Source organism: Paraburkholderia sp. SECH2, assembly GCF_030464795.1.
GTDB lineage: Bacteria > Pseudomonadota > Gammaproteobacteria > Burkholderiales > Burkholderiaceae > Paraburkholderia > Paraburkholderia aspalathi.
This window is the reverse complement of the sequence record NZ_JALPRH010000021.1, coordinates 1-24,040: the sequence shown is the minus strand read 5'-3', so window position 1 is coordinate 24,040 and position 24,040 is coordinate 1. Positions and strand designations below refer to the sequence as shown.

The 24,040-nt window shown below is 59.2% G+C and carries 36 protein-coding genes and 1 pseudogene; 2 read left to right on the top strand and 35 right to left on the bottom strand.

All coding sequences use genetic code 11. The annotated features are described in order from the left end of the window. Positions 1-92: 92 nt before the first annotated feature. The 3 genes from ccsB to M0D66_RS27760 all read right to left on the bottom strand — a co-directional run bounded on the left by ccsB (position 93) and on the right by M0D66_RS27760 (position 4,302). Positions 93-1,304, bottom strand: coding sequence for a c-type cytochrome biogenesis protein CcsB (ccsB, locus tag M0D66_RS27770; protein ID WP_093643384.1), 1,212 nt, complete (start codon positions 1,302-1,304; stop codon positions 93-95). A 4-nt stretch (positions 1,305-1,308) separates the two neighbouring features. Next, the gene (locus tag M0D66_RS27765) at positions 1,309-3,531 is read right to left on the bottom strand and encodes a cytochrome c biogenesis protein ResB (RefSeq protein WP_266212267.1); all 2,223 of its coding nucleotides are present in this window, start codon (positions 3,529-3,531) and stop codon (positions 1,309-1,311) included. Between the two features lie 117 nt (positions 3,532-3,648). Continuing rightward, positions 3,649-4,302 carry a cytochrome c gene (locus tag M0D66_RS27760; protein WP_200621092.1) on the bottom strand — a complete coding sequence of 218 codons (654 nt, stop codon included), beginning with the start codon at positions 4,300-4,302 and terminating at the stop codon, positions 3,649-3,651. A gap of 216 nt (positions 4,303-4,518) precedes the next feature. Here M0D66_RS27760 and yihA point away from each other — a divergent pair, with 216 nt between their 5' ends. Beyond that, positions 4,519-5,172 carry a ribosome biogenesis GTP-binding protein YihA/YsxC gene (gene yihA / locus M0D66_RS27755; RefSeq protein WP_175054086.1) on the top strand — a complete coding sequence of 218 codons (654 nt, stop codon included), beginning with the start codon at positions 4,519-4,521 and terminating at the stop codon, positions 5,170-5,172. Positions 5,173-5,424: 252 nt separating this feature from the next. Continuing rightward, positions 5,425-6,423 carry a porphobilinogen synthase gene (hemB, locus tag M0D66_RS27750; protein WP_093643376.1) on the top strand — a complete coding sequence of 333 codons (999 nt, stop codon included), beginning with the start codon at positions 5,425-5,427 and terminating at the stop codon, positions 6,421-6,423. A gap of 174 nt (positions 6,424-6,597) precedes the next feature. Here the strand turns inward: hemB and dsbD are convergent, their stop codons facing one another. The 32 genes and pseudogenes from dsbD to tuf form a co-directional block, all read right to left on the bottom strand. Next, positions 6,598-8,481, bottom strand: coding sequence for a protein-disulfide reductase DsbD (dsbD, locus tag M0D66_RS27745; protein WP_266212266.1), 1,884 nt, complete (start codon positions 8,479-8,481; stop codon positions 6,598-6,600). Then, entirely contained in the window at positions 8,474-8,800 is a 327-nt protein-coding gene (cutA, locus tag M0D66_RS27740) for a divalent-cation tolerance protein CutA (protein ID WP_256456501.1), read from the bottom strand. The genes dsbD and cutA overlap by 8 nt, the downstream gene beginning before the upstream one ends. Before the next feature lie 196 nt (positions 8,801-8,996). Continuing rightward, the gene (rplQ, locus tag M0D66_RS27735) at positions 8,997-9,389 is read right to left on the bottom strand and encodes a 50S ribosomal protein L17 (RefSeq protein WP_006052227.1); all 393 of its coding nucleotides are present in this window, start codon (positions 9,387-9,389) and stop codon (positions 8,997-8,999) included. Between the two features lie 182 nt (positions 9,390-9,571). After that, positions 9,572-10,549 carry a DNA-directed RNA polymerase subunit alpha gene (gene rpoA, locus M0D66_RS27730; protein WP_006052226.1) on the bottom strand — a complete coding sequence of 326 codons (978 nt, stop codon included), beginning with the start codon at positions 10,547-10,549 and terminating at the stop codon, positions 9,572-9,574. A 124-nt stretch (positions 10,550-10,673) separates the two neighbouring features. Then, positions 10,674-11,297: a 30S ribosomal protein S4 gene (gene rpsD / locus M0D66_RS27725; RefSeq protein WP_027800372.1), complete on the bottom strand. Its 624-nt coding sequence runs from the start codon at positions 11,295-11,297 to the stop codon at positions 10,674-10,676. Positions 11,298-11,453: 156 nt separating this feature from the next. Beyond that, positions 11,454-11,858, bottom strand: coding sequence for a 30S ribosomal protein S11 (gene rpsK / locus M0D66_RS27720; RefSeq protein WP_006052224.1), 405 nt, complete (start codon positions 11,856-11,858; stop codon positions 11,454-11,456). 28 nt (positions 11,859-11,886) lie between these two features. Continuing rightward, on the bottom strand, positions 11,887-12,252 hold the full coding sequence (gene rpsM, locus M0D66_RS27715; RefSeq protein WP_006052223.1) for a 30S ribosomal protein S13: 366 nt from the start codon (positions 12,250-12,252) through the stop codon (positions 11,887-11,889). A 41-nt stretch (positions 12,253-12,293) separates the two neighbouring features. Next, entirely contained in the window at positions 12,294-12,410 is a 117-nt protein-coding gene (gene rpmJ, locus M0D66_RS27710) for a 50S ribosomal protein L36 (RefSeq protein ID WP_004199844.1), read from the bottom strand. Between the two features lie 20 nt (positions 12,411-12,430). Beyond that, a complete protein-coding gene (gene infA / locus M0D66_RS27705; RefSeq protein WP_004521905.1) occupies positions 12,431-12,649 on the bottom strand; it encodes a translation initiation factor IF-1 in 219 nt (72 codons plus the stop codon). 8 nt (positions 12,650-12,657) lie between these two features. Continuing rightward, positions 12,658-14,004 (bottom strand): preprotein translocase subunit SecY, encoded by a 1,347-nt coding sequence (secY, locus tag M0D66_RS27700; protein WP_063497536.1) that lies wholly within the window; start codon positions 14,002-14,004, stop codon positions 12,658-12,660. Between the two features lie 46 nt (positions 14,005-14,050). Beyond that, entirely contained in the window at positions 14,051-14,485 is a 435-nt protein-coding gene (gene rplO / locus M0D66_RS27695; RefSeq protein ID WP_054036556.1) for a 50S ribosomal protein L15, read from the bottom strand. 29 nt (positions 14,486-14,514) lie between these two features. After that, positions 14,515-14,697, bottom strand: coding sequence for a 50S ribosomal protein L30 (rpmD, locus tag M0D66_RS27690; RefSeq protein WP_007180126.1), 183 nt, complete (start codon positions 14,695-14,697; stop codon positions 14,515-14,517). Positions 14,698-14,707: 10 nt separating this feature from the next. Beyond that, a complete protein-coding gene (gene rpsE, locus M0D66_RS27685) occupies positions 14,708-15,226 on the bottom strand; it encodes a 30S ribosomal protein S5 (protein WP_006052219.1) in 519 nt (172 codons plus the stop codon). 14 nt (positions 15,227-15,240) lie between these two features. Next, positions 15,241-15,606 carry a 50S ribosomal protein L18 gene (rplR, locus tag M0D66_RS27680; RefSeq protein ID WP_006052218.1) on the bottom strand — a complete coding sequence of 122 codons (366 nt, stop codon included), beginning with the start codon at positions 15,604-15,606 and terminating at the stop codon, positions 15,241-15,243. Positions 15,607-15,618: 12 nt separating this feature from the next. Next, positions 15,619-16,149 (bottom strand): 50S ribosomal protein L6, encoded by a 531-nt coding sequence (gene rplF / locus M0D66_RS27675; RefSeq protein ID WP_028199570.1) that lies wholly within the window; start codon positions 16,147-16,149, stop codon positions 15,619-15,621. A gap of 18 nt (positions 16,150-16,167) precedes the next feature. Next, the gene (gene rpsH, locus M0D66_RS27670; protein WP_006052216.1) at positions 16,168-16,563 is read right to left on the bottom strand and encodes a 30S ribosomal protein S8; all 396 of its coding nucleotides are present in this window, start codon (positions 16,561-16,563) and stop codon (positions 16,168-16,170) included. A 14-nt stretch (positions 16,564-16,577) separates the two neighbouring features. After that, complete coding sequence (gene rpsN, locus M0D66_RS27665) at positions 16,578-16,883, bottom strand: 30S ribosomal protein S14 (RefSeq protein ID WP_006052215.1); 306 nt, start codon at positions 16,881-16,883, stop codon at positions 16,578-16,580. A gap of 7 nt (positions 16,884-16,890) precedes the next feature. Next, positions 16,891-17,430, bottom strand: a complete 540-nt coding sequence (gene rplE / locus M0D66_RS27660; protein ID WP_006052214.1) for a 50S ribosomal protein L5 — start codon at positions 17,428-17,430, stop codon at positions 16,891-16,893. A 17-nt stretch (positions 17,431-17,447) separates the two neighbouring features. Continuing rightward, positions 17,448-17,756, bottom strand: coding sequence for a 50S ribosomal protein L24 (gene rplX, locus M0D66_RS27655; RefSeq protein WP_028199569.1), 309 nt, complete (start codon positions 17,754-17,756; stop codon positions 17,448-17,450). A 9-nt stretch (positions 17,757-17,765) separates the two neighbouring features. After that, positions 17,766-18,134, bottom strand: a complete 369-nt coding sequence (gene rplN, locus M0D66_RS27650; protein ID WP_006052212.1) for a 50S ribosomal protein L14 — start codon at positions 18,132-18,134, stop codon at positions 17,766-17,768. A gap of 290 nt (positions 18,135-18,424) precedes the next feature. Then, positions 18,425-18,697: a 30S ribosomal protein S17 gene (gene rpsQ, locus M0D66_RS27645; protein ID WP_007180129.1), complete on the bottom strand. Its 273-nt coding sequence runs from the start codon at positions 18,695-18,697 to the stop codon at positions 18,425-18,427. Then, a complete protein-coding gene (gene rpmC / locus M0D66_RS27640; RefSeq protein WP_007180130.1) occupies positions 18,694-18,888 on the bottom strand; it encodes a 50S ribosomal protein L29 in 195 nt (64 codons plus the stop codon). The genes rpsQ and rpmC overlap by 4 nt, the downstream gene beginning before the upstream one ends. Before the next feature lie 10 nt (positions 18,889-18,898). Next, the gene (gene rplP, locus M0D66_RS27635) at positions 18,899-19,315 is read right to left on the bottom strand and encodes a 50S ribosomal protein L16 (protein ID WP_007180131.1); all 417 of its coding nucleotides are present in this window, start codon (positions 19,313-19,315) and stop codon (positions 18,899-18,901) included. A 2-nt stretch (positions 19,316-19,317) separates the two neighbouring features. Further along, a complete protein-coding gene (gene rpsC, locus M0D66_RS27630) occupies positions 19,318-20,124 on the bottom strand; it encodes a 30S ribosomal protein S3 (protein ID WP_011490053.1) in 807 nt (268 codons plus the stop codon). Between the two features lie 11 nt (positions 20,125-20,135). Next, complete coding sequence (gene rplV, locus M0D66_RS27625) at positions 20,136-20,468, bottom strand: 50S ribosomal protein L22 (RefSeq protein ID WP_197070230.1); 333 nt, start codon at positions 20,466-20,468, stop codon at positions 20,136-20,138. 7 nt (positions 20,469-20,475) lie between these two features. Beyond that, positions 20,476-20,751, bottom strand: coding sequence for a 30S ribosomal protein S19 (gene rpsS / locus M0D66_RS27620; RefSeq protein ID WP_054036552.1), 276 nt, complete (start codon positions 20,749-20,751; stop codon positions 20,476-20,478). A 10-nt stretch (positions 20,752-20,761) separates the two neighbouring features. Continuing rightward, a complete protein-coding gene (gene rplB, locus M0D66_RS27615) occupies positions 20,762-21,589 on the bottom strand; it encodes a 50S ribosomal protein L2 (protein WP_063497538.1) in 828 nt (275 codons plus the stop codon). Positions 21,590-21,591: 2 nt separating this feature from the next. Continuing rightward, positions 21,592-21,906, bottom strand: coding sequence for a 50S ribosomal protein L23 (gene rplW / locus M0D66_RS27610; RefSeq protein WP_007180135.1), 315 nt, complete (start codon positions 21,904-21,906; stop codon positions 21,592-21,594). Next, the gene (gene rplD / locus M0D66_RS27605) at positions 21,903-22,523 is read right to left on the bottom strand and encodes a 50S ribosomal protein L4 (protein WP_007180136.1); all 621 of its coding nucleotides are present in this window, start codon (positions 22,521-22,523) and stop codon (positions 21,903-21,905) included. The genes rplW and rplD overlap by 4 nt, the downstream gene beginning before the upstream one ends. Then, positions 22,523-23,182: a 50S ribosomal protein L3 gene (gene rplC / locus M0D66_RS27600; RefSeq protein ID WP_007180137.1), complete on the bottom strand. Its 660-nt coding sequence runs from the start codon at positions 23,180-23,182 to the stop codon at positions 22,523-22,525. Before rplC ends, rplD begins: the two co-directional genes overlap by 1 nt. A gap of 201 nt (positions 23,183-23,383) precedes the next feature. Further along, the gene (gene rpsJ, locus M0D66_RS27595) at positions 23,384-23,695 is read right to left on the bottom strand and encodes a 30S ribosomal protein S10 (protein ID WP_006998489.1); all 312 of its coding nucleotides are present in this window, start codon (positions 23,693-23,695) and stop codon (positions 23,384-23,386) included. A gap of 127 nt (positions 23,696-23,822) precedes the next feature. Continuing rightward, positions 23,823-24,040, bottom strand: a pseudogene (gene tuf / locus M0D66_RS27590) (elongation factor Tu); the annotation flags it as partial.

Genomic DNA, 24,040 nt, shown 5'->3' with positions numbered 1-24,040 from the left:
ACACACTGGATGCAGCGAATATTCCGCCGGACGTAAAAAAACCGCCGGTGCGAAACACGCGGCGGTTTTTAGTCGGCTCAGAACGGCAGATCTTACAGCTTGCCGTAGCTATGCAGCCCCGACAGGAACATGTTGACGCCGAGGAACGCGAAGGTCGTCACCAGCAGGCCGGTCAGCGCCCACCATGCCGCCACCGCGCCGCGCAGGCCCTTCATCAGGCGCATATGCAGCCAGGCCGCGTAGTTCAGCCACACGATCAGCGCCCACGTTTCCTTCGGGTCCCAGCTCCAGTAACCGCCCCATGCTTCAGCAGCCCACAGCGCGCCGAGAATCGTCGCGATCGTGAAGAATGCGAAGCCGACGGCGATCGACTTGTACATCAGGTCGTCGAGCACATCGAGCGGCGGCAGGCGGTCGGCCAGCACGCCGCGTTCTTTCGCCAGATACGCAACGCCGACCATGGCCGACAGCGCGAAGCTGCCATAACCGATGAAGTTAGCCGGCACGTGGATCTTCATCCACCAGCTCTGCAGCGCCGGCACGAGCGGCTGGATCTGCTGGGCGTCGCGCGCGACCGAGTACCACATCAGGAAGCCGACCGCCGCGCTGATCACCAGCAGCACGAATGCGCCGAGCGCACGCGTGTTGTAGTGCTGCTCGTAGTACAGATAGAACAACGCGGTGATCAGGCTGAACAGCACGAACACTTCGTACAGGTTCGAGATTGGGATATGGCCGACGTCCGCGCCGATCAGGTACGACTCGTACCAGCGCACCATCAGACCGACGAAGCCCATCACCACCGCAGCCCACGTCATTTTTGAACCGATCGCGGCGCCGGTCGGGGAACGCGACAGCAGGCCGATCCAGTAGAAGACGGTGGCGAAGACGAAGAGCGCGCTCATCCACAGGATTGCGGACTGGCTCGACAGGAAATATTTGAGCAAGAACGCGTTATCCGCGCGCGTCAGATCGCCGTGATAGATCTGGATCGCCAGCAGCGACAGCGCGGCAATGCCCACCATCAGCGGACGCACCGGCTTCCAGCGCCAGCCGAGTACGACGAACACCGGCACCGCCAGGCACAGCACCAGTTTGTCGTAGTAATTCATGAACGGGTGATAGCGCGACAGCGCAAACCCCGCGCCCGCGACCATCACGACGGCGAACAGCCAGTCGACGACGCCGAGGCGTTTCAGAAACGGCCGCTCGTCGAACTGAGCAACGTTGAGTGCCTCGTTCGCGAACGACTTCTGCGGCCGCGAGGCTGAAGAGGAGGATGAGGAAACCTGAGTCAAGTCCATGATCTTACCGGGTCGAATCTTGTGAGCGTGCGGACGGCGCGCCGGCCTGGCCGGGTTTGTCGGAGGCGCCGGCGGCGTCGGATGCTTCAGTGAGTTTGGCGCCCAACGCGGCGCCGACAGCGTCGCGCGTTTGAACGAACTCCTTTTCGAAATCGAGCGTTTTGCGCGCGCTCGACATCGCCATCACGACATTCGTGCCGTGATCGGTATCTTTGAGCCAGAACCAGAGGCGCCGTTCGCGGACATAGAACATCGAAAAGATGCCCAACACGAGGAGCAGGCTGCCAAGATACACGACTTTTTTGCCGGGCGCGCGCGTCAACTGAAATACCGAAGCTTGCACCTGCTTGAATGAGTCAAGCTGCAAATAGACCGGCGAACCATACAAAAAGCTGTCGGATATTGCATTGATCGAGCTCTGGACAAAGCGGCTGGCGTCCGCGTTGGGCTGCGCATCCGGCTCGCCCAGTTGCTCACGCGACAGTTGCCACAGGTCCCACGTCGCGCCTTCCAGCATGCGCAGCAGCAGGCCGGCGGCTTTTTCCTGCTCGCCCTTCGGCACCGAATGGTCGATGAACCCCGCAACCGCCTGGAAACCGCCAACTGTCTGGCCGTTCGGCATCTTGATACTGTTGTCCGCACCGGCAAACAGGGTCAGGACACGCAATGCGCTTTCTTCGAGGTGCTGTTGCAGTTCGGTATTTGAACCCGGCACCGAGCGCTGCGCGAAACGGTGAGCGGCCGCCGCGCGCATGGCCGGATCTTCAAGCGTGGCGCGCAGGTTCATCCATTCCTTCACGGTCCCACCGGTGTCGGCGGGAATCCGCAGGTAGCGGAAGGGATCGTCCGGATTCAGACGCATGCCGGCGAGGAACATCTTTTCGCCCGCGACGTCCACCGGCAGCATGTAGTTGTTGTACTCGCGCGCCTGGCCGTCCTTGTCGCGCACCTTGTACTGCACCGACGGACCGACGTTATGCAGATCGAGCGGCTTCGAGCTCTTGGCGCCGGAGCCGAGACGCTCGTCGAACGCTTCTTTCAGTGACCGATGCGCGGCGACGCCACGCGCATCGTTCTGGCCGCTGCCATTGGAGACGTTTTCGACGTTGATCGCGCGGAAATCGGTGAATTCGACGGTCTGGCCGTCAGCCAGCGGCGTGGCCGTGCCCAACGGCGCATTGCCGCCGATCGTGCCACCGAACGGCGCGGTCTTCGCGCTCGCGCCGGACATCGGGTACGCGGTCATCTGCATCTGCGAGCCGCCATCCTGGAAGCTCGACTGATAGATCGACACACCGTCGTAGGTGAACGGCTTGTTCACTTCGACGCGCGCCGGCACGCGTGCGCCCGTCTTATGGTCGACCACGACGATGTCGCTCGCGAACAGCTTCGGCATGCCCGTCGAGTAGTAATCGACGATGAATTTGTTCAGCTCGATCGAGAACGGCAGGTCCTGGATCAGCGAGCCGTCCGGCTGGTTAAGGATCGCCGTCGACACATGCTGCCCTTCCGGCACCCACGCATAGCCGCGGAAAGTCGGGTTCGATTGCGACAGACGATGTTCTGGCGGAATGTCGTTGATCACCGTGTTGGCGCGGATCGGCGACTTGTCGAACAGCCACATTTGCAGCTTGATCGGCAGATTGCTGTCGAGCAGGCCGCCCAGACAGATCACCACAATCGCAATGTGCGCGGAGATGTAGCCAAACTTGGTCAGCGCGCCGCGCTTGGCGGCGATCAGCGTTGCGCCGTCCGACTCACGCGTGACGAACTTGTAGCCGAGCTTGGCCGAGAGTTTGGCGAGTACCGCCGCGGTCTGCGCGCGCGTGCCGTGCACCGCGAACTCGCCCTTGTGATGGAACGCGCGCAAGCTGCCTTCGCGGACCTTGTCTTTCCAGCTCTTGGCGTCCGCAACCATTTTCGGTGCATTGCGGATCACACACAGCGACACCGACACCATCAGGAAGCCGAGAATCAGCATGAACCACCACGAGCTGTACACCGTGTACAGGCTCAGCGAGCGGAAGATGTCCGCCCAGAACGGGCCGAACTGATTGACGTAGTTGGGATACGGATCGTCCTGCGTGAGGACGGTGCCGATGATGCTGGCGATCGACAGAATCACGAGCAGCGCGATCGCGAAACGCATCGAACTCAATACCTCGATGATGCTGCGCGTGATGCGATTGCCCGACTTCGACTGCAAACCCGACGTGGTGACGCTCATTCATACTCCGACTGAACAGCAAAAAAGGGTGAAGGGCTGTCGTAGACACGACGCCCTCACCCTTTTCTTGTTTTGTACCGGCCTCGCCGGGCCGGTGGTTGCTTGCGTGCGGACTTCTTAGTGCAAGCCCGCGATGTAATCGGCTACAGCCTTGATCTCGCTGTCCGACAGACGCGATGCAATAGCGTGCATCGCCTCATTGTTGTTACGTGCGCCCGGACCCTGCGTGAACGCGGTCAACTGCGCCACCGTGTATTCGGCCCACTGGCCCGACAGACGCGGATACTGCGACGGAATCCCCTGACCGGTCGGCCCGTGGCAGCTTGCGCACGCCGGTATTCCCTTGTCCGCAATACCGCCGCGGTAAATCTTCTGGCCGAGCGGGACGGTGTCCTTGTTATGCGCGTAGCCTGGCTTCGGGGTCTGCGTCGAAAAATAAGCAGCCACGTTGACCACGTCCTGATCGGACAGCGCCGCGGCCATGCCCGCCATGATCGCATTGTTGCGCGCGGGCTGCTTGGCGCCCGGCTGCGTTTTGAAATCCATCAGTTGCTTGACGAGATACTCGGGATGCTGACCCGCCAGCTTTGGATACGCACCGCCAGCACTGTTGCCGTCTGCACCGTGACATGTCGCGCAAACCTGCACTGCGATTGCCTGCCCCCGATTGACGTCCGGCTTTGCCGGATCTGCTGCTCGTGCCTGAATTGCCAAACCTGAAAGACCTGCCGCTACTTGAAGCACCATCAGAGTCTTGCACAGTCGATTCATTCGCACACCCTGTCTCGTCTTGTGGGATTTTAGAGGTTTTGCAAGATACGACAGCGACTGAGTGACCGCAAAGAGCCGCCAAGGCACGCGGGCTGGCCCCCTCAGGTTTTCAGTAAACCATCGTATTGTACAATAACTCGCTAATCGCTAAGACGCCAGTCGGGCTTGACCCGTCCCCACTCCGGGTTCCCCGGCGTCTCGAATACCGGCCTGATCATGTCCTTCCTGCTCCACCAATCCCGCTTTTTCACGACCGTCAATCACCTACGTGATCTGCCGGCCACGGCGCAACCCGAGATCTGCTTTGCGGGACGCTCGAATGCGGGCAAGTCCACGGCCATCAATATTCTGTGCAATCAGAAGCGTCTGGCCTTCGCCAGTAAGACGCCTGGCCGCACCCAGCACATCAACTATTTCTCGGTGGGCAAGGAGGATGAGCCGACTGCGCATCTGGTCGACCTGCCGGGCTACGGCTATGCGGAAGTGCCGGGCGCAGCCAAGGCCCACTGGGAAGCGCTGCTCTCCACCTACCTGCAATCGCGCTCGCAACTGCGCGGCATGATCCTGATGATGGACTCGCGCCGCCCGTTGACGGACCTGGACCGGCGGATGATCGAGTGGTTCGCGCCGACCGGCAAGCCGATCCACACGCTGCTGACGAAGTGCGACAAATTGACGCGTCAGGAAAGCGTCAACGCCTTGCGCGCAACGCAGAAAGGTTTGGCCGAATATCGCGCCGCTGGCTACCAGGGGGAATTGACCGCGCAGCTCTTCTCGGCGCTCAAGCGCGTCGGCATCGACGAAGCGCATGAACTGATCGAAAGCTGGCTGATCCCCGAGGCGAAGGGCGAAACGGACGCGCCGCAGTAATCGCGCGGCGGGTACGAATCCAGGCAAAAAAACGCCATTCCGGCCGCCCATAAAAAAACCCGCCGCTTTAACGGCGGGTCAAACAGCCTAATCGAAAAAACGACAGGCACCCGCTCAGGGAGGAGAAGCGGGGAGGTCAGCGCAGGGCGCCTTGCTCGATCGGTATGATATACCATTGTCTCGAAAAGTTTCCGGGAGCGGAGGCACGCGTTACTCGCCCACTCCACACATCCACGTTTCCTCGATTCGGTTATGAGCTTCTTTCCGCACTACCGTCCGCGCCGCATGCGCCGTGACGACTTCTCGCGCCGCCTGATGCGAGAAAACATCCTCACCACCAACGACCTGATCTACCCCGTGTTTATCGTCGAAGGCACCAACGTGCGGCAAGCCGTACCGTCGATGCCAGGCGTCGAGCGCGTGTCGGTGGATCTTCTGATGGGCGTGGCCGAGCAATGCGTCGAGCTGGGCGTGCCGGTACTGGCGCTCTTTCCGGCCATCGACCCTTCCTTGAAGACGCCTGATGGCCGCGAGGCGACCAATCCGGCTGGCCTGATTCCGCGCGCGGTTCGCGAACTGAAAAAGAATTTCCCCGACCTCGGCGTGCTGACCGACGTCGCGCTCGATCCGTACACGAGCCACGGCCAGGACGGCGTGCTGGACGAAGCGGGCTACGTGATCAACGACGAGACCGTCGAGATCCTTGTGGAACAGGCTCGCGTGCAAGCTGAAGCGGGCGTCGATATCGTTGCGCCCTCGGACATGATGGACGGCCGCATTGGCGCGATCCGCGAAATGCTCGAGAGCGAGGGACATATCCACACGCGCATCATGGCTTATGCAGCCAAGTTCGCGTCGGCGTTTTACGGCCCGTTCCGCGATGCCGTCGGTTCCGCGACGAACCTCGGCAAGGGCAACAAGATGACCTACCAAATGGACCCAGCTAACTCGGATGAAGCGCTGCGCGAAGTGCAAGCGGACATCGAAGAAGGCGCGGATATGGTGATGGTCAAGCCGGGCATGCCGTATCTGGACATCGTGCGTCGCGTGAAGGACGAGTTCAAGTTCCCGACCTACGTGTATCAGGTCAGCGGCGAATACGCGATGCTGAAGGCGGCCGCGCAAAATGGCTGGCTCGATCACGACAAGGCGATGATGGAATCGCTGCTGGCGTTCAAGCGGGCAGGTGCGGATGGCGTGCTGACCTACTTCGCGCTGGATGCCGCGCGGATTTTGCGCTCGCAGAAGTGATTTAACGTGTTGCTTTATCGGCGACGCTAGTCTTCTGACAACGCCCCAAAAAAAAACGGAGGCCGACTTTAAGTCGTGCCTCCGTTTTTTATGCGTGTTCTGGCGCGCTTTTTTTTGCGGGCGCGTCGGGGGTGCGGGTTTTTTTGTGCGCTCAGGCGGCCTAGCTACTTTCCGTTACGCCCCGGGCGCGTTGGCGCGATCGAGGGTGCGCAAAAACTTGTCCGCGGACTCGTAGCCGACGACGCGAAGCACTTCCTTGCCGCCCTGGTCGAAAAAGATGATGCCCGGCGGCCCGAACAGGCTGAAGCGCTTGAGCAGCATCTGGTCGTCGGCGTTATTCGCGGTCACGTCGGCGCGTAGCAGGTTCATCTGCTTCAACTTCGCCTGAACGCGCGGATCGCTGAACGTGAACTTCTCCATCTCTTTGCAGCTCACGCACCAGTCTGCGTAAAAATCGAGCATAGCGGGCTGAGCAGCCGTTTTGACGGCCTCGTCGAGCTCGGTCGAGGAACGAACCGAAGCGAACGTCAGATCGCTCTGTGACGCTGTATTGGGCTTGTTGGAGGCGTTTGCCACGCTAAGGTTGGCGTCCCCACCGCCACGCGCGGCCAGGACCGCTAGCGGACGCAGAGGATCGGACGAGCCCGCTGCCAGGCCAACCAGCAGCACCGCGGCCCAGATTGCCAGCGCCGCTCCGATACCACGGCCAAGCCGGCGCCACACCGAAGCGGCCACCGCTGGGGCCGAGAAAAGACCAAGCCCGGCTGCGGCAATCAGCAGCCACAGCGCGCTCAACAGCATGGTCGCGGTCGCACCGAGCACCGGCCAAACGATCCACAGGGCTGCGGCAAGCAGCACCACGCCAAAAAACACCTTGACGCCGTCCATCCATGCGCCGGCGCGCGGCAGCAAGGTCCCGGCGCCAAGGCCGATGATCAGAAGCGGCACGCCGAGCCCGAGTCCCATCGAGAATAGCGCCGCGCCACCGAGCAACGCATCGCCCGTATGCGCAATGAATGCCAGCACAGCAAAAAGCGGCGCGGTCATGCAGGCCCCGACCACCAGCGCGGACAACGCCCCCATAACAGCGACAGCGGCAAACTTGCCGCCGGAACGTCCAGTCGACGCGCGCGACACGCCATCCTGCCAGCGCTGCGGCAACGCGATGTCGAAGCCAGCGATCAGCGTCAAGGCGAAAACGGTCAGCAATACGCCGAACGTACCGAGCACCCACGGGTTCTGCAGCCACGCGCCAAGGCTCTGCCCAACGAGCGCGGCCGCAATACCAAGCGCCGTGTACACGAGCGCCATGCCGATCACGTAGGCCAGCGACAAGGCAAAGCCTCGGGCACGCGTCACCCGCGCGCCTTCGCCGATGATGATTGCCGACAGGATCGGGATCATCGGATAGGAGCACGGCAACAGGCTGAGCACGGCGCCGGCCACGAAATAGAGCCCGATGATCGCGAAGAAGCCACCGCCTTGCAGCAGCGATTGCGCATAGTCGGCGCTGGTGGCGCGCTCATACCACGACGCGCCGGCGGCTGCGGATTGCTGCGTGGCGGCGGTAGTCGCCGCGGCGCTACCGGCCGGCTGCAAAGCCTCGCCGCTCACGTGGTACACGCGCTCCATCGGCGGATAGCAGATGCCCGCATCGGCGCAGCCCTGAGACGTGACGGCCAGGTCGAACGGCCCCTGGGCCTGTTTCACCGGGATGCGGATCGTCAGCTCATTGCGATACGTCTCAACGTTCTTGTTGAAGGTCTGATCGAACTTGACATGACCGGCCGGCAATTGGGGCTCGCCAATCGTCGTCGTGCCGTTGCGGGTCGCGAACGCGAAGCGCTCGCGGTACATGTAGTAACCATCCGCGATTTTGTACGTAACGTCGACTTCGCCCGGCTTCTCGGTTGCGCTGAATTTGAAAGCGACGGCGGGATCGAGGAAGTCGTCCGCAGCGCGGGCAAGCGTGCTGAACTGCGCAAAGACCAGGCAGCCGAGCAGGAAGAAGACTGCGCGCAACGCGTGGCGCGCACGTCGATTGAGACCGTTAAACATGGAGAGGACGTTGGGTTTCAGCAGTGATCCACTGGCCGTACGCGGCCGATGCCGTAGCTTGCCACGAGAGGATTTCCGGCGTGTCGTAGGGATGGTGCGCCTGAATGTACTGCTCGAGCTCGAGCGCGCGTGCCGCGCTGGTCTTGAACAGCAACTGGATCTCCTGCGCTGTTTCGACCGCGCCCTGCCAGTGATAGCTGGACTGCACCGTGCCCAACTGCGTGACGCAGGCGCATAGCCGCGCGGCCAACGCATCTGTGGCGAGCTTCTGAGCAGCGGCGGCATCCGGTACCGTGGTCAGAATCAAGGTCACATTCAAGCTCACGCTCACGAAGGCTCCAGACAGGCACAATTCAAGTGCCAATATCGTATCACCTAGCCTTGCGAAGCCGCAGACGCCCGCGCAGCAAGCATGCGGCATTTGGCCGCCGCGATCGACATGCCGCAGTGAAATTCGCCGCCATAAACAAAAAAGCCAGGCTTGGTGCCTGGCTTTTTCTTCGATGCTAAAAAGCTTACTCAGCTTCTTGCACTTCAACTTCTTCGACTTCCGGACGGTCCAGCAATTCGACCAGTGCCATCGGTGCGTTGTCGCCGACGCGGAAACCGAACTTCAGGACGCGCAGGTAGCCGCCCGGACGGGTAGCGTAACGCGGGCCGAGAACTTCGAACAGCTTCGTGACCGAGTCACGATCGCGCAGGCGGTTGAACGCCAGACGACGATTTGCCAGCGACGGCTTCTTGCCGAGCGTGATCAGCGGCTCGACGACTTTACGGAGTTCTTTCGCCTTCGGCAGCGTCGTCTTGATGACTTCGTGCTCGATCAACGAGTTGGACATGTTACGGAGCATTGCCAGACGGTGGCTGCTCGTGCGGTTCAGTTTCCGCAAACCATGACGGTGACGCATGTTAATTCCTTTGATTCAAAGTTTTGGTCCAGCTCTTCTATCGCGCTCGGTCTACCCTCGGTTTCCCAACGGTGACGAGTGCACGGGCCGGTAGTGAAAAAAGACAAGACGCGGATTTTAAAGGAAAATCCGCGTCTTTGCCAGTGCAGCGGCGGGGTCTTATCCCGAGACTACTACTCGACTTACTTGTCCAAACCTGCCGGCGGCCAGTTTTCGAGTTTCATGCCGAGCGTCAAACCACGCGACGCCAGTACTTCCTTGATTTCGTTCAACGACTTGCGACCCAGATTCGGGGTCTTGAGCAACTCGTTTTCCGTGCGCTGGATCAGGTCGCCGATGTAGTAAATGTTCTCAGCCTTCAGGCAGTTCGCGGAACGAACCGTCAGTTCGAGATCATCAACCGGACGCAGCAGGATCGGATCGATCTGCGGCGCACGCGACGGCGCTTCCGCCGTTGCTTCGGTGCCTTCCAGTGCAGCGAACACCGACAGCTGATCAACCAGAATACGCGCCGATTGACGGATCGCTTCTTCCGGCGAGATCACACCGTTGGTCTCGATGTTCATCACGAGCTTGTCGAGGTCGGTACGCTGTTCGACGCGCGCGCTTTCAACGGCGTAGCTCACGCGGCGAACCGGCGAGAACGACGCGTCCAGCACGATACGGCCGATGATCTTGGCCGACTCTTCGCCATAACGACGCACATTGCCCGGCACATAACCACGGCCCTTTTCGACCTTGATCTGCACGTCGAGCTTACCGCCCTTCGACAGATGCGCAATCACGTGATCCGGGTTGATCACTTCGCAATCGTGCGCGAGTTCGATGTCGCCAGCGGTGACAACGCCTTCGCCTTCCTTGCGCAGCGTAACCGTCACTTCGTCACGGTTATGCAGCTTGAAGACCACGCCCTTCAGGTTCAACAACAGGTTGACCACATCCTCTTGCACACCGTCGAGCGTCGAATACTCATGTACGACGCCTGCGATCGTCACTTCGGTCGGCGCGTAGCCGATCATCGACGACAGCAGCACGCGCCGAAGCGCGTTACCCAAGGTGTGGCCGTAACCGCGTTCAAACGGTTCCATGACCACTTTCGCGTGGCTCTCACCAAGCGATTCAACAGCGATGATCTTGGGCTTCAACAAACTGGTTTGCATAGGTTTTCCTTTTCAATACCCTCGGCTCGTTACACCGATAAGGCTGACCGGTAACAACCTGAAAATAAACAGCCGAGACGCCCCCTTGCGCAACGCAATCGAGGTGCCCCGGCCGTTAATCCGATTACCGCGAATACAATTCGACGATCAGGCTTTCGTTGATATCGCCAGCGATGTCGCTGCGTTCCGGCTTGCTCTTGAACGTACCTTCGAATTTCTTCGAATCGACAGCGACCCAGCTCGGCAGACCGCCTTGCTCGGCCAGCGACAGCGCTTCGAGAATACGCGCCTGCTTCTTCTTTTGTTCGCGCACTGCGACGACGTCGCCTGCCTTCACTTGCATCGACGGGATGTTCGACACCACGCCGTTCACCGTGATCGCCTTGTGGCTCACGAGCTGACGCGCTTCAGCGCGCGTCGAGCCGAAGCCCATGCGATACACGACGTTGTCGAGACGCGATTCGAGCAATTGCAGCAGGTTTTCACCCGTGTTGCCCTTCAGGCGGTCGGCTTCAGCGAAGTAACGGCGGAATTGACGCTCGAGGACACCGTAGATGCGCTTCACTTTTTGCTTTTCGCGCAGCTGCGTGCCGTAGTCGGACGTACGTGCACCCGACGTGCGGCCGTGTTGGCCAGGCTTGCTGTCAAGCTTGCACTTGTCAGCGAGCGAACGACGGGCGCTCTTCAGGAAGAGGTCAGTGCCTTCACGGCGGGACAGCTTGGCCTTAGGGCCGATATAACGTGCCACGTTGATTCCTTCTATGATTGATCACACGAATGCATGCACTCGCGCTAGTCCGAACCCTTTGGGTCGAACGGTGGGCTTAGTCAATTCAATAGCGCAAGCAGCCTGTGGTCGCCGGCTTGAACACCGGCGGCAACAGGCGCTAGCGAAAACAGCGTCTTAGATACGACGACGCTTCGGCGGACGGCAGCCGTTGTGCGGGACCGGCGTCACGTCGGAGATCGCGGTGATCTTGATGCCAAGACCATGCAACGCGCGCACCGCCGATTCGCGGCCAGGACCGGGGCCCTTGATACGCACTTCGAGGTTCTTCACGCCGTATTCCATCGCCACGCGGCCAGCCGATTCAGCTGCCACCTGGGCTGCAAACGGGGTCGATTTACGCGAACCCTTGAAGCCCTGACCACCCGACGTTGCCCAGGCAAGTGCATTGCCTTGACGATCGGTGATCGTGATGATGGTGTTGTTGAACGACGCGTGAACGTGAACCACGCCCTCGGCGACGTTCTTCTTGACCTTCTTGCGAACGCGTTGCGCCGCGGAGTTGTTCGAAGCCTTAGCCATTACGTTTTCCTGTAACTGTCAGTTCCGCTTACTTCTTCAGCGATTGCGCTGCACGACGCGGACCCTTGCGCGTACGGGCATTCGTACGCGTGCGTTGGCCACGCAGGGGCAGGCCCTTGCGATGACGCACGCCACGGTAGCAGCCGAGATCCATCAGGCGCTTGATGTTCATCGTCGTTTCACGGCGCAGATCGCCTTCAACGATGAACTTGCCGACTTCTTCACGCAGCTTTTCGAGGTCTGCGTCGTTCAGGTCCTTGACCTTCTTCGAAAATGCCACACCAGCAGCGACGCAGATGTCGCGCGAGCGCGTGCGGCCGATACCGTAAATTGCCGTCAGGCCGATTTCGGTATGCTGGTGATTCGGGATGTTAACCCCTGCGATACGAGCCATTGTTTTTCCTCAAACAAAAAGCGCAGCAAAAAGCGCGGCGTTCAGCCTTGACGCTGTTTGTGGCGCGGATCAGAGCTGCAAATCACGCGCACAACGCCTTTGCGCTTGATGATCTTGCAATTGCGGCAAATGCGCTTAACCGATGCCATCACTTTCATGATATTACCCTTTTTTCAAATCACTTCGCCCGGAACACGATCCGCGCACGCGACAGATCGTAAGGCGTCAATTCAACCGTTACCTTGTCGCCCGGCAAGATTCGGATGTAGTGCATCCGCATCTTGCCGGATATGTGTCCCAATACGACATGGCCGTTTTCCAGCTTCACCCTAAAGGTAGCGTTAGGCAGGTTTTCGATGACTTCACCCTGCATCTGGATAACATCGTCTTTGGCCATAAGTCCTTTCAACGCATCGGGACGCCGCCGCCTTTGAAATTAGCTTTCTTCAGCAGCGATTCATACTGTTGCGACATAACGTACGACTGCACCTGCGCCATGAAATCCATTGTGACGACGACAATGATCAGCAGCGACGTTCCACCAAAATAAAACGGCACGTTCCAGCGCAGTACCAAAAATTCAGGCAGCAGACAAACAAACACGATGTAGATCGCACCAGCCAGCGTCAGACGCGTGAGAATGCGGTCGATGTATCGCGCCGTTTGATCGCCCGGGCGGATGCCTGGGACGAAAGCGCCACTCTTTTTCAGGTTGTCGGCCGTTTCTCTGCTGTTGAACACCAGTGCGGTGTAGAAGAAGCAGAAGAAGACGATCGCCAACGCGTACAGCAACACGTACACGGGTTGACCGGGCTTAAGGGCTTCGGCCACGTTGTGCAACGTGTCTGCGAACCAGCTGGTACGCGACCCCGAACTAAACCAGTTCAGGATGGTTGCCGGGAAGAGAATGATCGACGATGCAAAGATCGGCGGAATCACGCCCGACATATTCAACTTCAGCGGCAGATGTGAAGACTGTCCGCCGTAAATCTTGTTACCGACTTGCCGCTTGGCGTAATTCACAAGAATCTTGCGCTGGCCGCGTTCGATGAACACCACCAGATACGTCACACCGGCAATCAGCGCGACCACGATAATCGCCGAGATGATGCTCATCGAGCCGGTTCGCACCAGTTCGAAAAGACCACCGATTGCGTTCGGGAAACCCGCCGCAATACCGCCGAAAATGATGATCGAGATACCGTTACCAAGCCCGCGTTCCGTGATCTGCTCACCCAGCCACATCAGGAACATCGTGCCGGTCACCAGCGTCACGACCGTCGTCAGCCGAAATACCATCCCCGGATCGATCACCAGGCCCGGCTGATTTTCCAGTGCGACGGCAATGCCGAACGCCTGGAATGTCGCCAGCAGGACCGTAAAGATACGCGTGTACTGCGTAATCTTCCGTTGACCCGCCTGCCCTTCCTTTTTCAGCGCTTCCAGCTGCGGCGAGACAATCGCCAGCAACTGCATGATGATCGACGCCGAAATGTACGGCATGATCCCCAGCGCAAAAATCGTGAACCGCGAAAGTGCACCACCCGAAAACATGTTGAACATGCCAAGGATGCCGCCCGACTGGCTTTGGAACAACTTTGCCAGCTGGTCCGGGTCAATACCCGGCACCGGAATGTGCGCGCCGATACGGTAGACGATCAACGCCAGCAGCAGGAATACTGCACGCCGACGCAGATCGCCGAACTTCGCCGCGCTGCGACCGGGTTTTGCGAGACTCGGACTGTTAGCCAAGTACCTTCTCCGATGCAAATGCTAGTGACGGCAAATAACTTGCGCGTTACTCGGCAAAAGAGCCGCCGGCTGCTTCAATAGCAGCGCGCGCACCCTTCGTCGCACCCAGACCCTTCACAACGATCTTGCGCTTAAGCTCGCCCGTCGCGATGATCTTGGCGCTCTTGATCAGCTCGCCGAGCAGGCCGGCTTGCTTCAGAGCCAACAGATCGATTTCGTCGACCGGCAGCTTTTCCAGATCAGAGAGACGCACTTCACCGACGAATTCCTTCGTCAGCGAGGTGAAGCCACGCTTCGGCAGGCGACGTTGCAGCGGCATTTGACCGCCTTCGAAGCCAACCTTGTGAAAGCCGCCCGAACGCGACTTCTGACCCTTGTGACCGCGGCCAGCCGTCTTGCCCAGACCGGAGCCGATGCCACGGCCGACGCGACGCTTAGCGTGCTTCGAGCCTTCAGCCGGCTTCAGGTTATTCAATTCCATTATCAACTCCTTGAGTCCTGGTCAGCCGCTTAGCTGATGACCTTAACGAGGTACGAAACCTTGTTGATCATGCCGCGCACAGCCGGCGTGTCCTGCAACTCGCTAACCGAGTTGAGTCGGCGCAGGCCCAAGCCACGCACCGTTGCACGGTGCGTTTCACGGGTGCCGATCAGGCTCTTGACGAGCTGGACCTTGACAGTTTTATCAGACATGGTGTCCACCTTAGCCCAGAATATCTTCGACGGACTTGCCGCGCTTCGCCGCGATATCACCCGGCGTCGACTGCTTGCGCAGACCGTCGAGCGTTGCACGAACGAGGTTGTACGGGTTCGTCGAACCGTGGCTCTTGGCCACAACGTTCTGCACGCCCATCACGTCGAACACTGCGCGCATCGGGCCGCCAGCGATCACACCGGTACCGTCCTTCGCCGGAGCGAGGAGGACCATCGATGCGCCGTGCTTACCGTGCACTTCGTGTTGCAGGGTACCGTTCTTAAGCGGCACCTTGAACATGTTGCGGCGAGCCTGTTCCATCGCCTTCTGAACAGCGACCGGCACTTCCTTCGCCTTGCCCTTGCCCATACCGACGCGGCCATCACCGTCGCCGACCACGGTCAGTGCGGCAAAACCGAGAATCCGGCCGCCCTTCACAACCTTGGTCACGCGGTTGACCGAAATCATCTTTTCGCGCAGGCCGTCGTCGCGTTCGTCAGCCTGAACTTTCGCTTGCATCTTTGCCATGACGAATTCTTCCCTTAGAACTTGAGTCCGGCTTCGCGCGCCGCATCAGCCAGCGCTTTCACGCGGCCGTGGTAACGGAAACCCGAACGGTCGAAGGCGACGGATTCGATGCCGGCAGCCTTAGCCTTTTCTGCAATGCGCTTACCGATCAGGGTCGCAGCGGCGACGTTGCCGCCCTTGCCAGTCTGATCAGCCAGTTGCGCACGCACTTCGGCTTCGAGCGTCGACGCGCTGGCGAGCACCTTGGTGCCGCACGGCGAGAACACTTGCGCATAGATGTGCGTGTTCGTGCGATGCACGGCGAGACGCGCGACCTGCAGCTCAGCGATCTTGATACGCGTCTGACGAGCGCGGCGCAGGCGAGATTGAGTCTTATCCATGATTGCGCACCCTTACTTCTTCTTCGTTTCTTTGAGGATCACAACCTCGTTGGCGTAACGCACACCCTTGCCCTTGTAGGGCTCCGGCGGGCGATAGCCGCGCACTTCTGCAGCGACCTGGCCAACTTGTTGCTTATTGATCCCCTTGATCACGATTTCGGTTTGCGTCGGGGTTTCAGCCTTGACGCCTTCCGGCATCTGGTGCACCACGGGGTGCGAGAAACCCAGCGACAGGTTCAGCTTGTCGCCTTGCGCCTGTGCGCGGTAACCGACGCCAACCAGCGTCAGCTTGCGCTCGAAACCCTTCGTCACGCCGTTCACCATGTTCGCAACCAGTGCGCGCATCGTGCCCGACATCGCATTCGCTTCGCGGCTTTCGTCCACCGGCTCAAACTTCAGCGTGCCGTTGTCGTTCACCACCTTCACGAGGCTGTTTGCAGCCTGCGAAATCGTACCCAGCGGGCCCTTGACGGTAATGCGTTCGTCGCTCAGGGCCACTTCTGCGCCTTGCAGCGCGATCGGGCTTTTACCTACTCGAGACATGTTTCTCTCCTTTCGGCCTTAAGCGACGTAGCAGATGACTTCGCCGCCAACGCCCGTTGCACGCGCCTTGCGGTCCGTCATCACGCCCTTCGGCGTCGACACGATTGCCACGCCGAGGCCATTCATGACCACGGGGATGTCGTTACGGCCGCGGTACACACGCAGACCAGGCTTCGAAACGCGTTCAATGCGCTCGATCACCGGACGGCCAGCGTAGTACTTCAACACGATGTTCAATTCAGACTTCGCACCTTCGGACTTCACTGCGAAATCATCGATATAGCCTTCGTCCTTAAGGACCTGCGCAATCGCAACCTTGACTTTCGACGAGGGCATTGTCACCGAAACTTTCTCAACCATCTGCGCATTGCGGATGCGAGTCAGCATATCGGCGATAGGATCACTCATGCTCATTTACGTTTCTCCTATTACCAGCTCGCCTTGGTCAGGCCAGGGATCTCGCCGCGGAACGCGATTTCGCGAATCTTGTTACGCGCCAGCCCGAATTTACGGAACGTGCCACGCGGGCGACCGGTAATTGCGCAACGATTGCGCTTACGGGTCGGGTTAGAGTTGCGCGGCAGTTGTTGCAGTTCCAGACGTGCTGCGTAATGCTCTTCGTCCGACTTGCTCATATCGCCGATAATCGCTTTCAGCTCAGCACGCTTGGGAGCGTACTTAGCGGCCAGGCGAGCACGCTTCTTTTCACGTTCGATCAGTGCCAGTTTAGCCACGGTAACCTCAGTTTCTGAACGGGAACTTGAAGCTGGCGAGCAGAGCCTTTGCTTCGTCGTCGGTCTTCGCAGTTGTCGTGATGCTGATGTTCAGCCCACGCAGTGCGTCGATCTTGTCGTAGTCGATTTCGGGGAAAATGATCTGCTCTTTCACACCGATGTTGTAGTTGCCGCGACCATCGAACGCACGACCCGACACGCCACGGAAGTCGCGCACACGGGGGAGCGCAACCGTCACGAAACGGTCCAGAAATTCGTACATTGCCTGACCACGCAACGTGACCATTGCACCGATCGGATAGCCCTGACGGATCTTGAAGCCAGCGATTGCCTTGCGTGCCTTCGTGATCACCGGCTTCTGGCCTGCGATCTTCGTCAGGTCGCCAACGGCGTTTTCGATGATCTTCTTGTCAGCAACCGCTTCGCCAAGGCCCATGTTCAGGGTGATCTTGGTGATGCGCGGCACTTCCATCACGGACTTGTAACCGAACTTCTCGATGAGGCCGGGTACAACCTTCTCTTTGTAAAACTCTTGCAAACGAGCCATTTTTTTACTCCGCAGCGTCAGGCGCTCAGCACGGCACCGGTCGTCTTAAGGAAACGGACTTTCTTGTCTCCCTCGACCTTGATGCCTACACGCGACGCCTTGCCATTCGCGTCGACCAATGCGACGTTCGAAATTTGCAGCGGCATCGTCTTGGCTTCCACGCCACCCGTCGTACCCTTCATCGGGTTCGGCTTGACGTGCTTCTTGACGAGGTTGATGCCCTCGACAATTACCTTGTCTTCGCCAACGGACAGCACGACGCCGCGCTTGCCTTTATCTTTGCCGGTGATGACGATAACTTCGTCACCTTTGCGAATCTTGTTCATCGCGACTCCTTACAGCACTTCAGGTGCCAACGAAACGATCTTCATGAATCGTTCGCTGCGCAACTCGCGCGTAACAGGCCCGAAAATACGGGTGCCAATAGGTTCGAGCTTGGCATTCAACAGCACTGCAGCATTGCCATCGAACTTGATCAGCGAGCCGTCCTGACGGCGCACGCCCTTGGCGGTGCGAACCACCACGGCGTTGTAAATTTCGCCTTTCTTCACGCGCCCGCGCGGCGTTGCTTCTTTGACGGTCACCTTGATGATGTCGCCAATGCTGGCATAACGACGCTTCGAGCCGCCGAGAACCTTGATGCACATGACTTCACGCGCACCGGTGTTGTCGGCCACTTCAAGCCGAGTTTCGGTCTGGATCATGGTTTATCTATCCCAACTTAATCCGGTCACACCACCATGGCGTACCCGGTCAGTCTTGGTCCCGTCAGCCAATCGGCTGCTTGGGTATGAACAGCAGCGACGGCAAACGAAACCCGCCATCGCAATCCGGTGAATCCTTCGGAACAGACTGGCGCCTGCACCGCTTCCCCCACCAACTTCGCCCGCGACGGGGCTCCCATAAAAGAGGGAAGACCGAGATTATAACAAATAATCTCGGTCTTGCAAGCGAAACTTACTGCGATTTCAACTACTTCTACAACTTTGCGGCGTCAGATGACGCGAGCAGCCTCGACCAGGCGAGCCACAACCCAAGCTTTCGTCTTCGAAATCGGACGCGTTTCCTGGATTTCAACGAGGTCACCCTCGTTGTACGTGTTCGCATCGTCGTGCGCGTGGTACTTCTTCGAACGCACAACGTACTTGCCGTAGATCGGGTGCTTCACGCGGTGCTCAACCAGCACGGTGACCGTCTTGTCCATCTTGTTGCTGACGACCTTGCCGACCAGCGTCCGCTTGAGCGAGGTTTTTACGCTATCGTTCATTTCTGGTTCGCCTTCTCAGTCAGGACGGTCCGCACACGTGCGATGTCGCGACGAACCTTCTTCAGCTGGCTCGTGTTCGTGAGCTGCTGGGTCGCGAGTTGCATGCGCAGGCCGAATTGCGCCTTCAACAGGTCCGACAGCTCCTTGTTGAGCGCGGCCTGATCTTTCTGGTGAAGTTCGGAAGCCTTCATCATTTGCTCCTTAGGCGCCGAGCTGACGCACGATAAACGTCGTCTTGAGCGGCAGCTTAGCTGCAGCCAGACGGAACGCTTCGCGTGCCAGCTCTTCGGTTACGCCGTCCATTTCGTACAGCATCTTGCCCGGTTGAATCTCTGCGACGTAGTACTCAGGGTTACCTTTACCGTTACCCATACGTACTTCAGCCGGCTTGTGCGAGATCGGCTTGTCCGGGAAGATGCGGATCCAGATGCGGCCACCACGCTTGATGTGACGCGTCATTGCACGACGTGCCGCTTCAATCTGGCGCGCGGTCAGACGACCACGACCGATAGCCTTCAGGCCGAACTCACCGAACGACACCGCGTTGCCGCGGGTAGCGATACCGGTGTTACGACCCTTCTGCTCTTTGCGATACTTTCTGCGTTTCGGTTGCAGCATCGTTATTCTCCAGTCTTCCCGCCGTCGCCGGCACCGCCAGCACGACGGGGAGCGCCACGGCGTGCACCTGCCGGGCCACCACCTTCACCATCGCGACGCGGACGGCGATCGCCACCCGGACGTGCGTTACGGCGCGGACGCTTTTCTTCGGCGACTTCTTCAACCACCGGTGCGTCGTTGCGGCCGAGCGTGTCGCCCTTGTAGACCCACACCTTCACGCCGATGATGCCGTACGTCGTCTTCGCTTCCGAAGTTGCGTAGTCGATATCAGCACGCAGCGTATGAAGGGGCACGCGACCTTCGCGATACCATTCCGTACGAGCGATTTCGATACCGTTCAGGCGGCCAGCGCTCATGATCTTGATGCCTTGAGCACCCAGACGCATTGCGTTTTGCATCGCACGCTTCATCGCGCGGCGGAACATAATCCGGCGCTCGAGTTGTTGCGTGATCGAGTCAGCGATCAGTTGCGCATCGGTTTCCGGCTTGCGGATTTCTTCGATGTTGACGTGGACCGGAACGCCCATGCGGCGTTGCAGTTCCGACTTCAGCAGCTCGATATCCTCGCCCTTCTTACCGATGACGACACCCGGACGCGAGCTATAAATCGTGATGCGCGCGTTTTTCGCCGGACGCTCGATAACGACGCGACCAACCGAAGCGTTTTTCAGCTTCTTCTTCAGGTATTCACGAACACCGATGTCTTCCTGCAACATCGCCGCGAAATTGTTGTTGTTCGCGTACCAACGCGACGCCCAATTGCGGCTGACGGCCAAACGGAAGCCAGTCGGATGAATTTTCTGTCCCATCGTATGACCCCTTAATTCCCGACCGTCACAGTGATGTGACAGGATTGCTTCTCGATGCGGTTACCGCGGCCTTTAGCGCGCGCAGTAAAACGCTTGAGCGATGCAGCCTTGTCGACCATGATGCTCGTTACTTTGAGCTCGTCGATATCGGCGCCTTCGTTATGCTCCGCATTCGCGATCGCCGACAGCACGACCTTTTTCACGATTCCCGCAGCCTTCTTCGGCGAAAACGTCAGAACGTTCAGCGCCTTGTCGACCGGCAAACCGCGGATCTGGTCAGCCACAAGGCGCGTTTTCTGCGCCGAGATGCGGGCACCGCGATGAATTGCTTTCACTTCCATCATGAGCCCCTTATTTCTTAGCCTTCTTGTCGGCTGCGTGACCCTTGAACGTCCGGGTCAATGCAAACTCGCCAAGCTTGTGGCCGACCATGTTTTCCGAGATGTACACCGGAACGTGTTGACGTCCGTTGTGCACAGCAATCGTCAAACCGATGAAATCCGGCAGAATCGTCGAACGACGCGACCAGGTTTTGATCGGCTTCTTGTCACGTGCAGCGGCTGCCGACTCAACTTTCTTCAGCAAATGGGCGTCGCAGAACGGACCTTTTTTTACAGAACGTGCCATTGCCTACTCCTTAACGCTTGTGACGGCGCTGGACGATCATGCTCGTCGTGCGCTTGTTGCTGCGGGTGCGATAACCCTTAGCAGGCGTGCCCCACGGGCTCACCGGATCGCGACCTGCAGCCGTCTTGCCTTCACCACCACCGTGCGGGTGATCGACCGGGTTCATTGCAACGCCACGCACCGTCGGGCGGATACCGCGCCAGCGGTTCGCGCCAGCCTTACCGATTTGACGGAGGCTGTGCTCTTCGTTGCCAACTTCACCAATCGTCGCGCGGCATTCAACGTGAACGCGGCGGATTTCACCAGAGCGCAGGCGGACCTGTGCGTAGATGCCTTCACGAGCCAGCAACATCGCCGACGTACCAGCCGAACGCGCCATTTGCGCGCCCTTGCCCGGCAGCATTTCGATGCAGTGGATCGTCGTACCGACCGGAATGTTGCGGATCGGCAGCGTGTTACCTGCGCGGATCGGAGCTTCCGAACCCGACATCAGTTGCTGACCAACCGTCACACCCTTCGGAGCGATGATGTACTTGCGCTCGCCGTCTGCGTACAGAACCAGCGCGATGTTCGCGCTACGGTTCGGATCGTACTCAAGACGTTCGACCTTTGCCGGAATGCCGTCCTTGTTGCGACGGAAATCGACGACACGGTAGTGATGCTTGTGACCACCACCCTTATGACGCGTGGTGATGTGACCGTTGTTATTACGGCCGGCGGTCGTGGATTGCGAGTCGAGCAGCGGTGCGAACGGCTTGCCCTTATGCAGATCCTTATTGACCACCTTGACCATCGCACGGCGACCCGGCGAAGTCGGCTTAACTTTAACGATTGCCATGATTACTTGGCCTCCGCTTCAAAGTTGATTTCCTGGCCGGGCTTCAGGCAGACGTACGCCTTCTTCACGTCCTTGCGCTTGCCCATGAAGCGGCCAAAGCGCTTGGCTTTGCCCTTCGAGACCAGCACGTTGACGGAATTGACTTCCACCTTGAACAGCAGCTCGACTGCAGCTTTCACTTCCTGCTTCGTGGCATCGGGCGCGACTTCGAACACAACTTGCTCGTTCTTGTCGGCCACCAGCGTCGCCTTTTCGGAGATCACCGGCGCGAGCAGGACCTGCATCAAACGATGATCGTTCTTGCGAATCTCGCTCATGACAGCAACTCCTCGATCTGGGCGACCGCAGCCTTCGTGATCAGGATCTTCTTGAAGTAGATCAGCGACAGCGGGTCGGCGTAACGCGGCTCGACAACTGCCACATGGGCGAGGTTGCGCGACGCGAGGTACAGGTTTTCGTCAACCGTGTCGGTAATCACCAGCACGGAGTCGAGACCCATCGCCTTGAATTTTTCGGCCAGCAGCTTCGTCTTCGGCGCTTCGAGCGTCAGCTCGTCAACCACCGAGATGCGGCCTTCGCGAGCCAGCTGCGAGAAGATCGAGCAGAGGCCTGCGCGATGCATCTTCTTGTTAACCTTGTGCGAAAAGTTTTCTTCCGGCGAATTCGGGAAGATCCGGCCACCGCCGCGCCACAACGGGCTCGACGACATACCGGCACGGGCGCGACCCGTACCCTTTTGGCGCCACGGCTTCTTGGTCGTGTGCTTGACTTGCTCACGGTCCTTCTGCGCGCGGTTACCGCTACGGGCATTCGCTTGATACGCCACCACAACCTGGTGAATCAGGGCTTCGTTGTAATCGCGGCCGAACACTACGTCCGACGCGCTAACGCCTGCACCTTCCTGACCATTGGCATTCAGGAGCTTAAGTTCCATTATTTCGCTCCTTTCACGGCACGCGTCTTCACGGCCGGCGTAACGAATACCTTGCCACCCTTCGCACCCGGAACGGCGCCCTTGACCAGCAACAGCTTGCGGTCAGCGTCGATACGAGCGATTTCGAGGTTTTGCACGGTTACCGTATCGTCACCCATGTGACCGGTCATGCGCTTACCCGGGAAAACACGACCCGGATCCTGCGCCATACCGATCGAACCCGGCACGTTGTGCGAGCGCGAGTTACCGTGCGATGCACGGCCGGATGCGAAGTTGTAACGCTTGATGGTACCGGCGTAGCCCTTACCGATCGACACGCCTTGCACGTCGACCTTTTGGCCTACTTCGAACAGGTCGGGACCGACCACGGTGCCGTTCGACAACTCGGCAGCCTTGGCAGCATCGATCTGGAATTCTTTGAGGATTTCACCGGCTTGAACACCGGCTTTGGCGAGATGACCGGCCAACGGCTTCGTCACACGCGATGCACGGCGCGTACCGAATGCAACCTGCACGGCGGTGTAGCCGTCGGTTTCAACAGTCTTGATCTGCGTCACGCGGTTGTCGGACACGTCCAGCACGGTAACGGGAATCGAATCCCCTTCTGCCGTGAAGATACGGGTCATGCCAACCTTGCGACCTACGAGTCCAAGGCTCATCGTTTTCTCCATTCCCGACTGCGATTGGTCGGGGCTAATTTACAAAATGCCGGTGCCGTTTCGGGCGTGAAATCACGCTGCAGCACACCGACTTTTTTGCGCAAATGCGCGAAAAGCCCACTATTATAGCGAGGCTTTTCGTTTTCCGCAAGCAATCAATGACTTAGCGTTGCCCGGCACGCCAGGCAACCGCTACAAGCCTTATTGGAGCTTGATTTCCACGTCCACGCCAGCCGGCAGGTCCAGCTTCATCAGTGCGTCGACGGTCTTGTCCGTCGGATCGACGATGTCCATCAGACGTTGGTGCGTACGGATTTCGAGCTGATCGCGCGACGTCTTGTTGACGTGCGGCGAACGCAGGATGTCGAAACGTTGAATGCGGGTCGGCAGGGGCACCGGACCACGAACGATTGCGCCAGTCCGCTTTGCCGTGTCGACGATTTCAGCTGCCGATTGATCGATCAGGCGATAGTCGAAAGCCTTCAGGCGAATGCGGATTTTCTGGTTCTGCATGACAATTCCTTGGAAAGAGCGAGGCGGTATTGCGCCGCCAGATAGTAAAAGAACGTAGAGCCGGGCACCTGCTATGGCGCTGGCGCCCGGCTCCGGGCACCACTTACTGCAACTTCAACCCTCGATTTTACTCGAGAATCTTGGCAACCACACCTGCGCCGACCGTACGGCCGCCTTCGCGGATTGCGAAGCGCAGACCTTCTTCCATCGCGATCGGGTTGATCAGCTTCACCGTGATCGACACGTTGTCGCCCGGCATGACCATTTCCTTGTCCTTCGGCAACTCGATCGAGCCCGTCACGTCCGTCGTACGGAAGTAGAACTGCGGACGATAGTTGTTGAAGA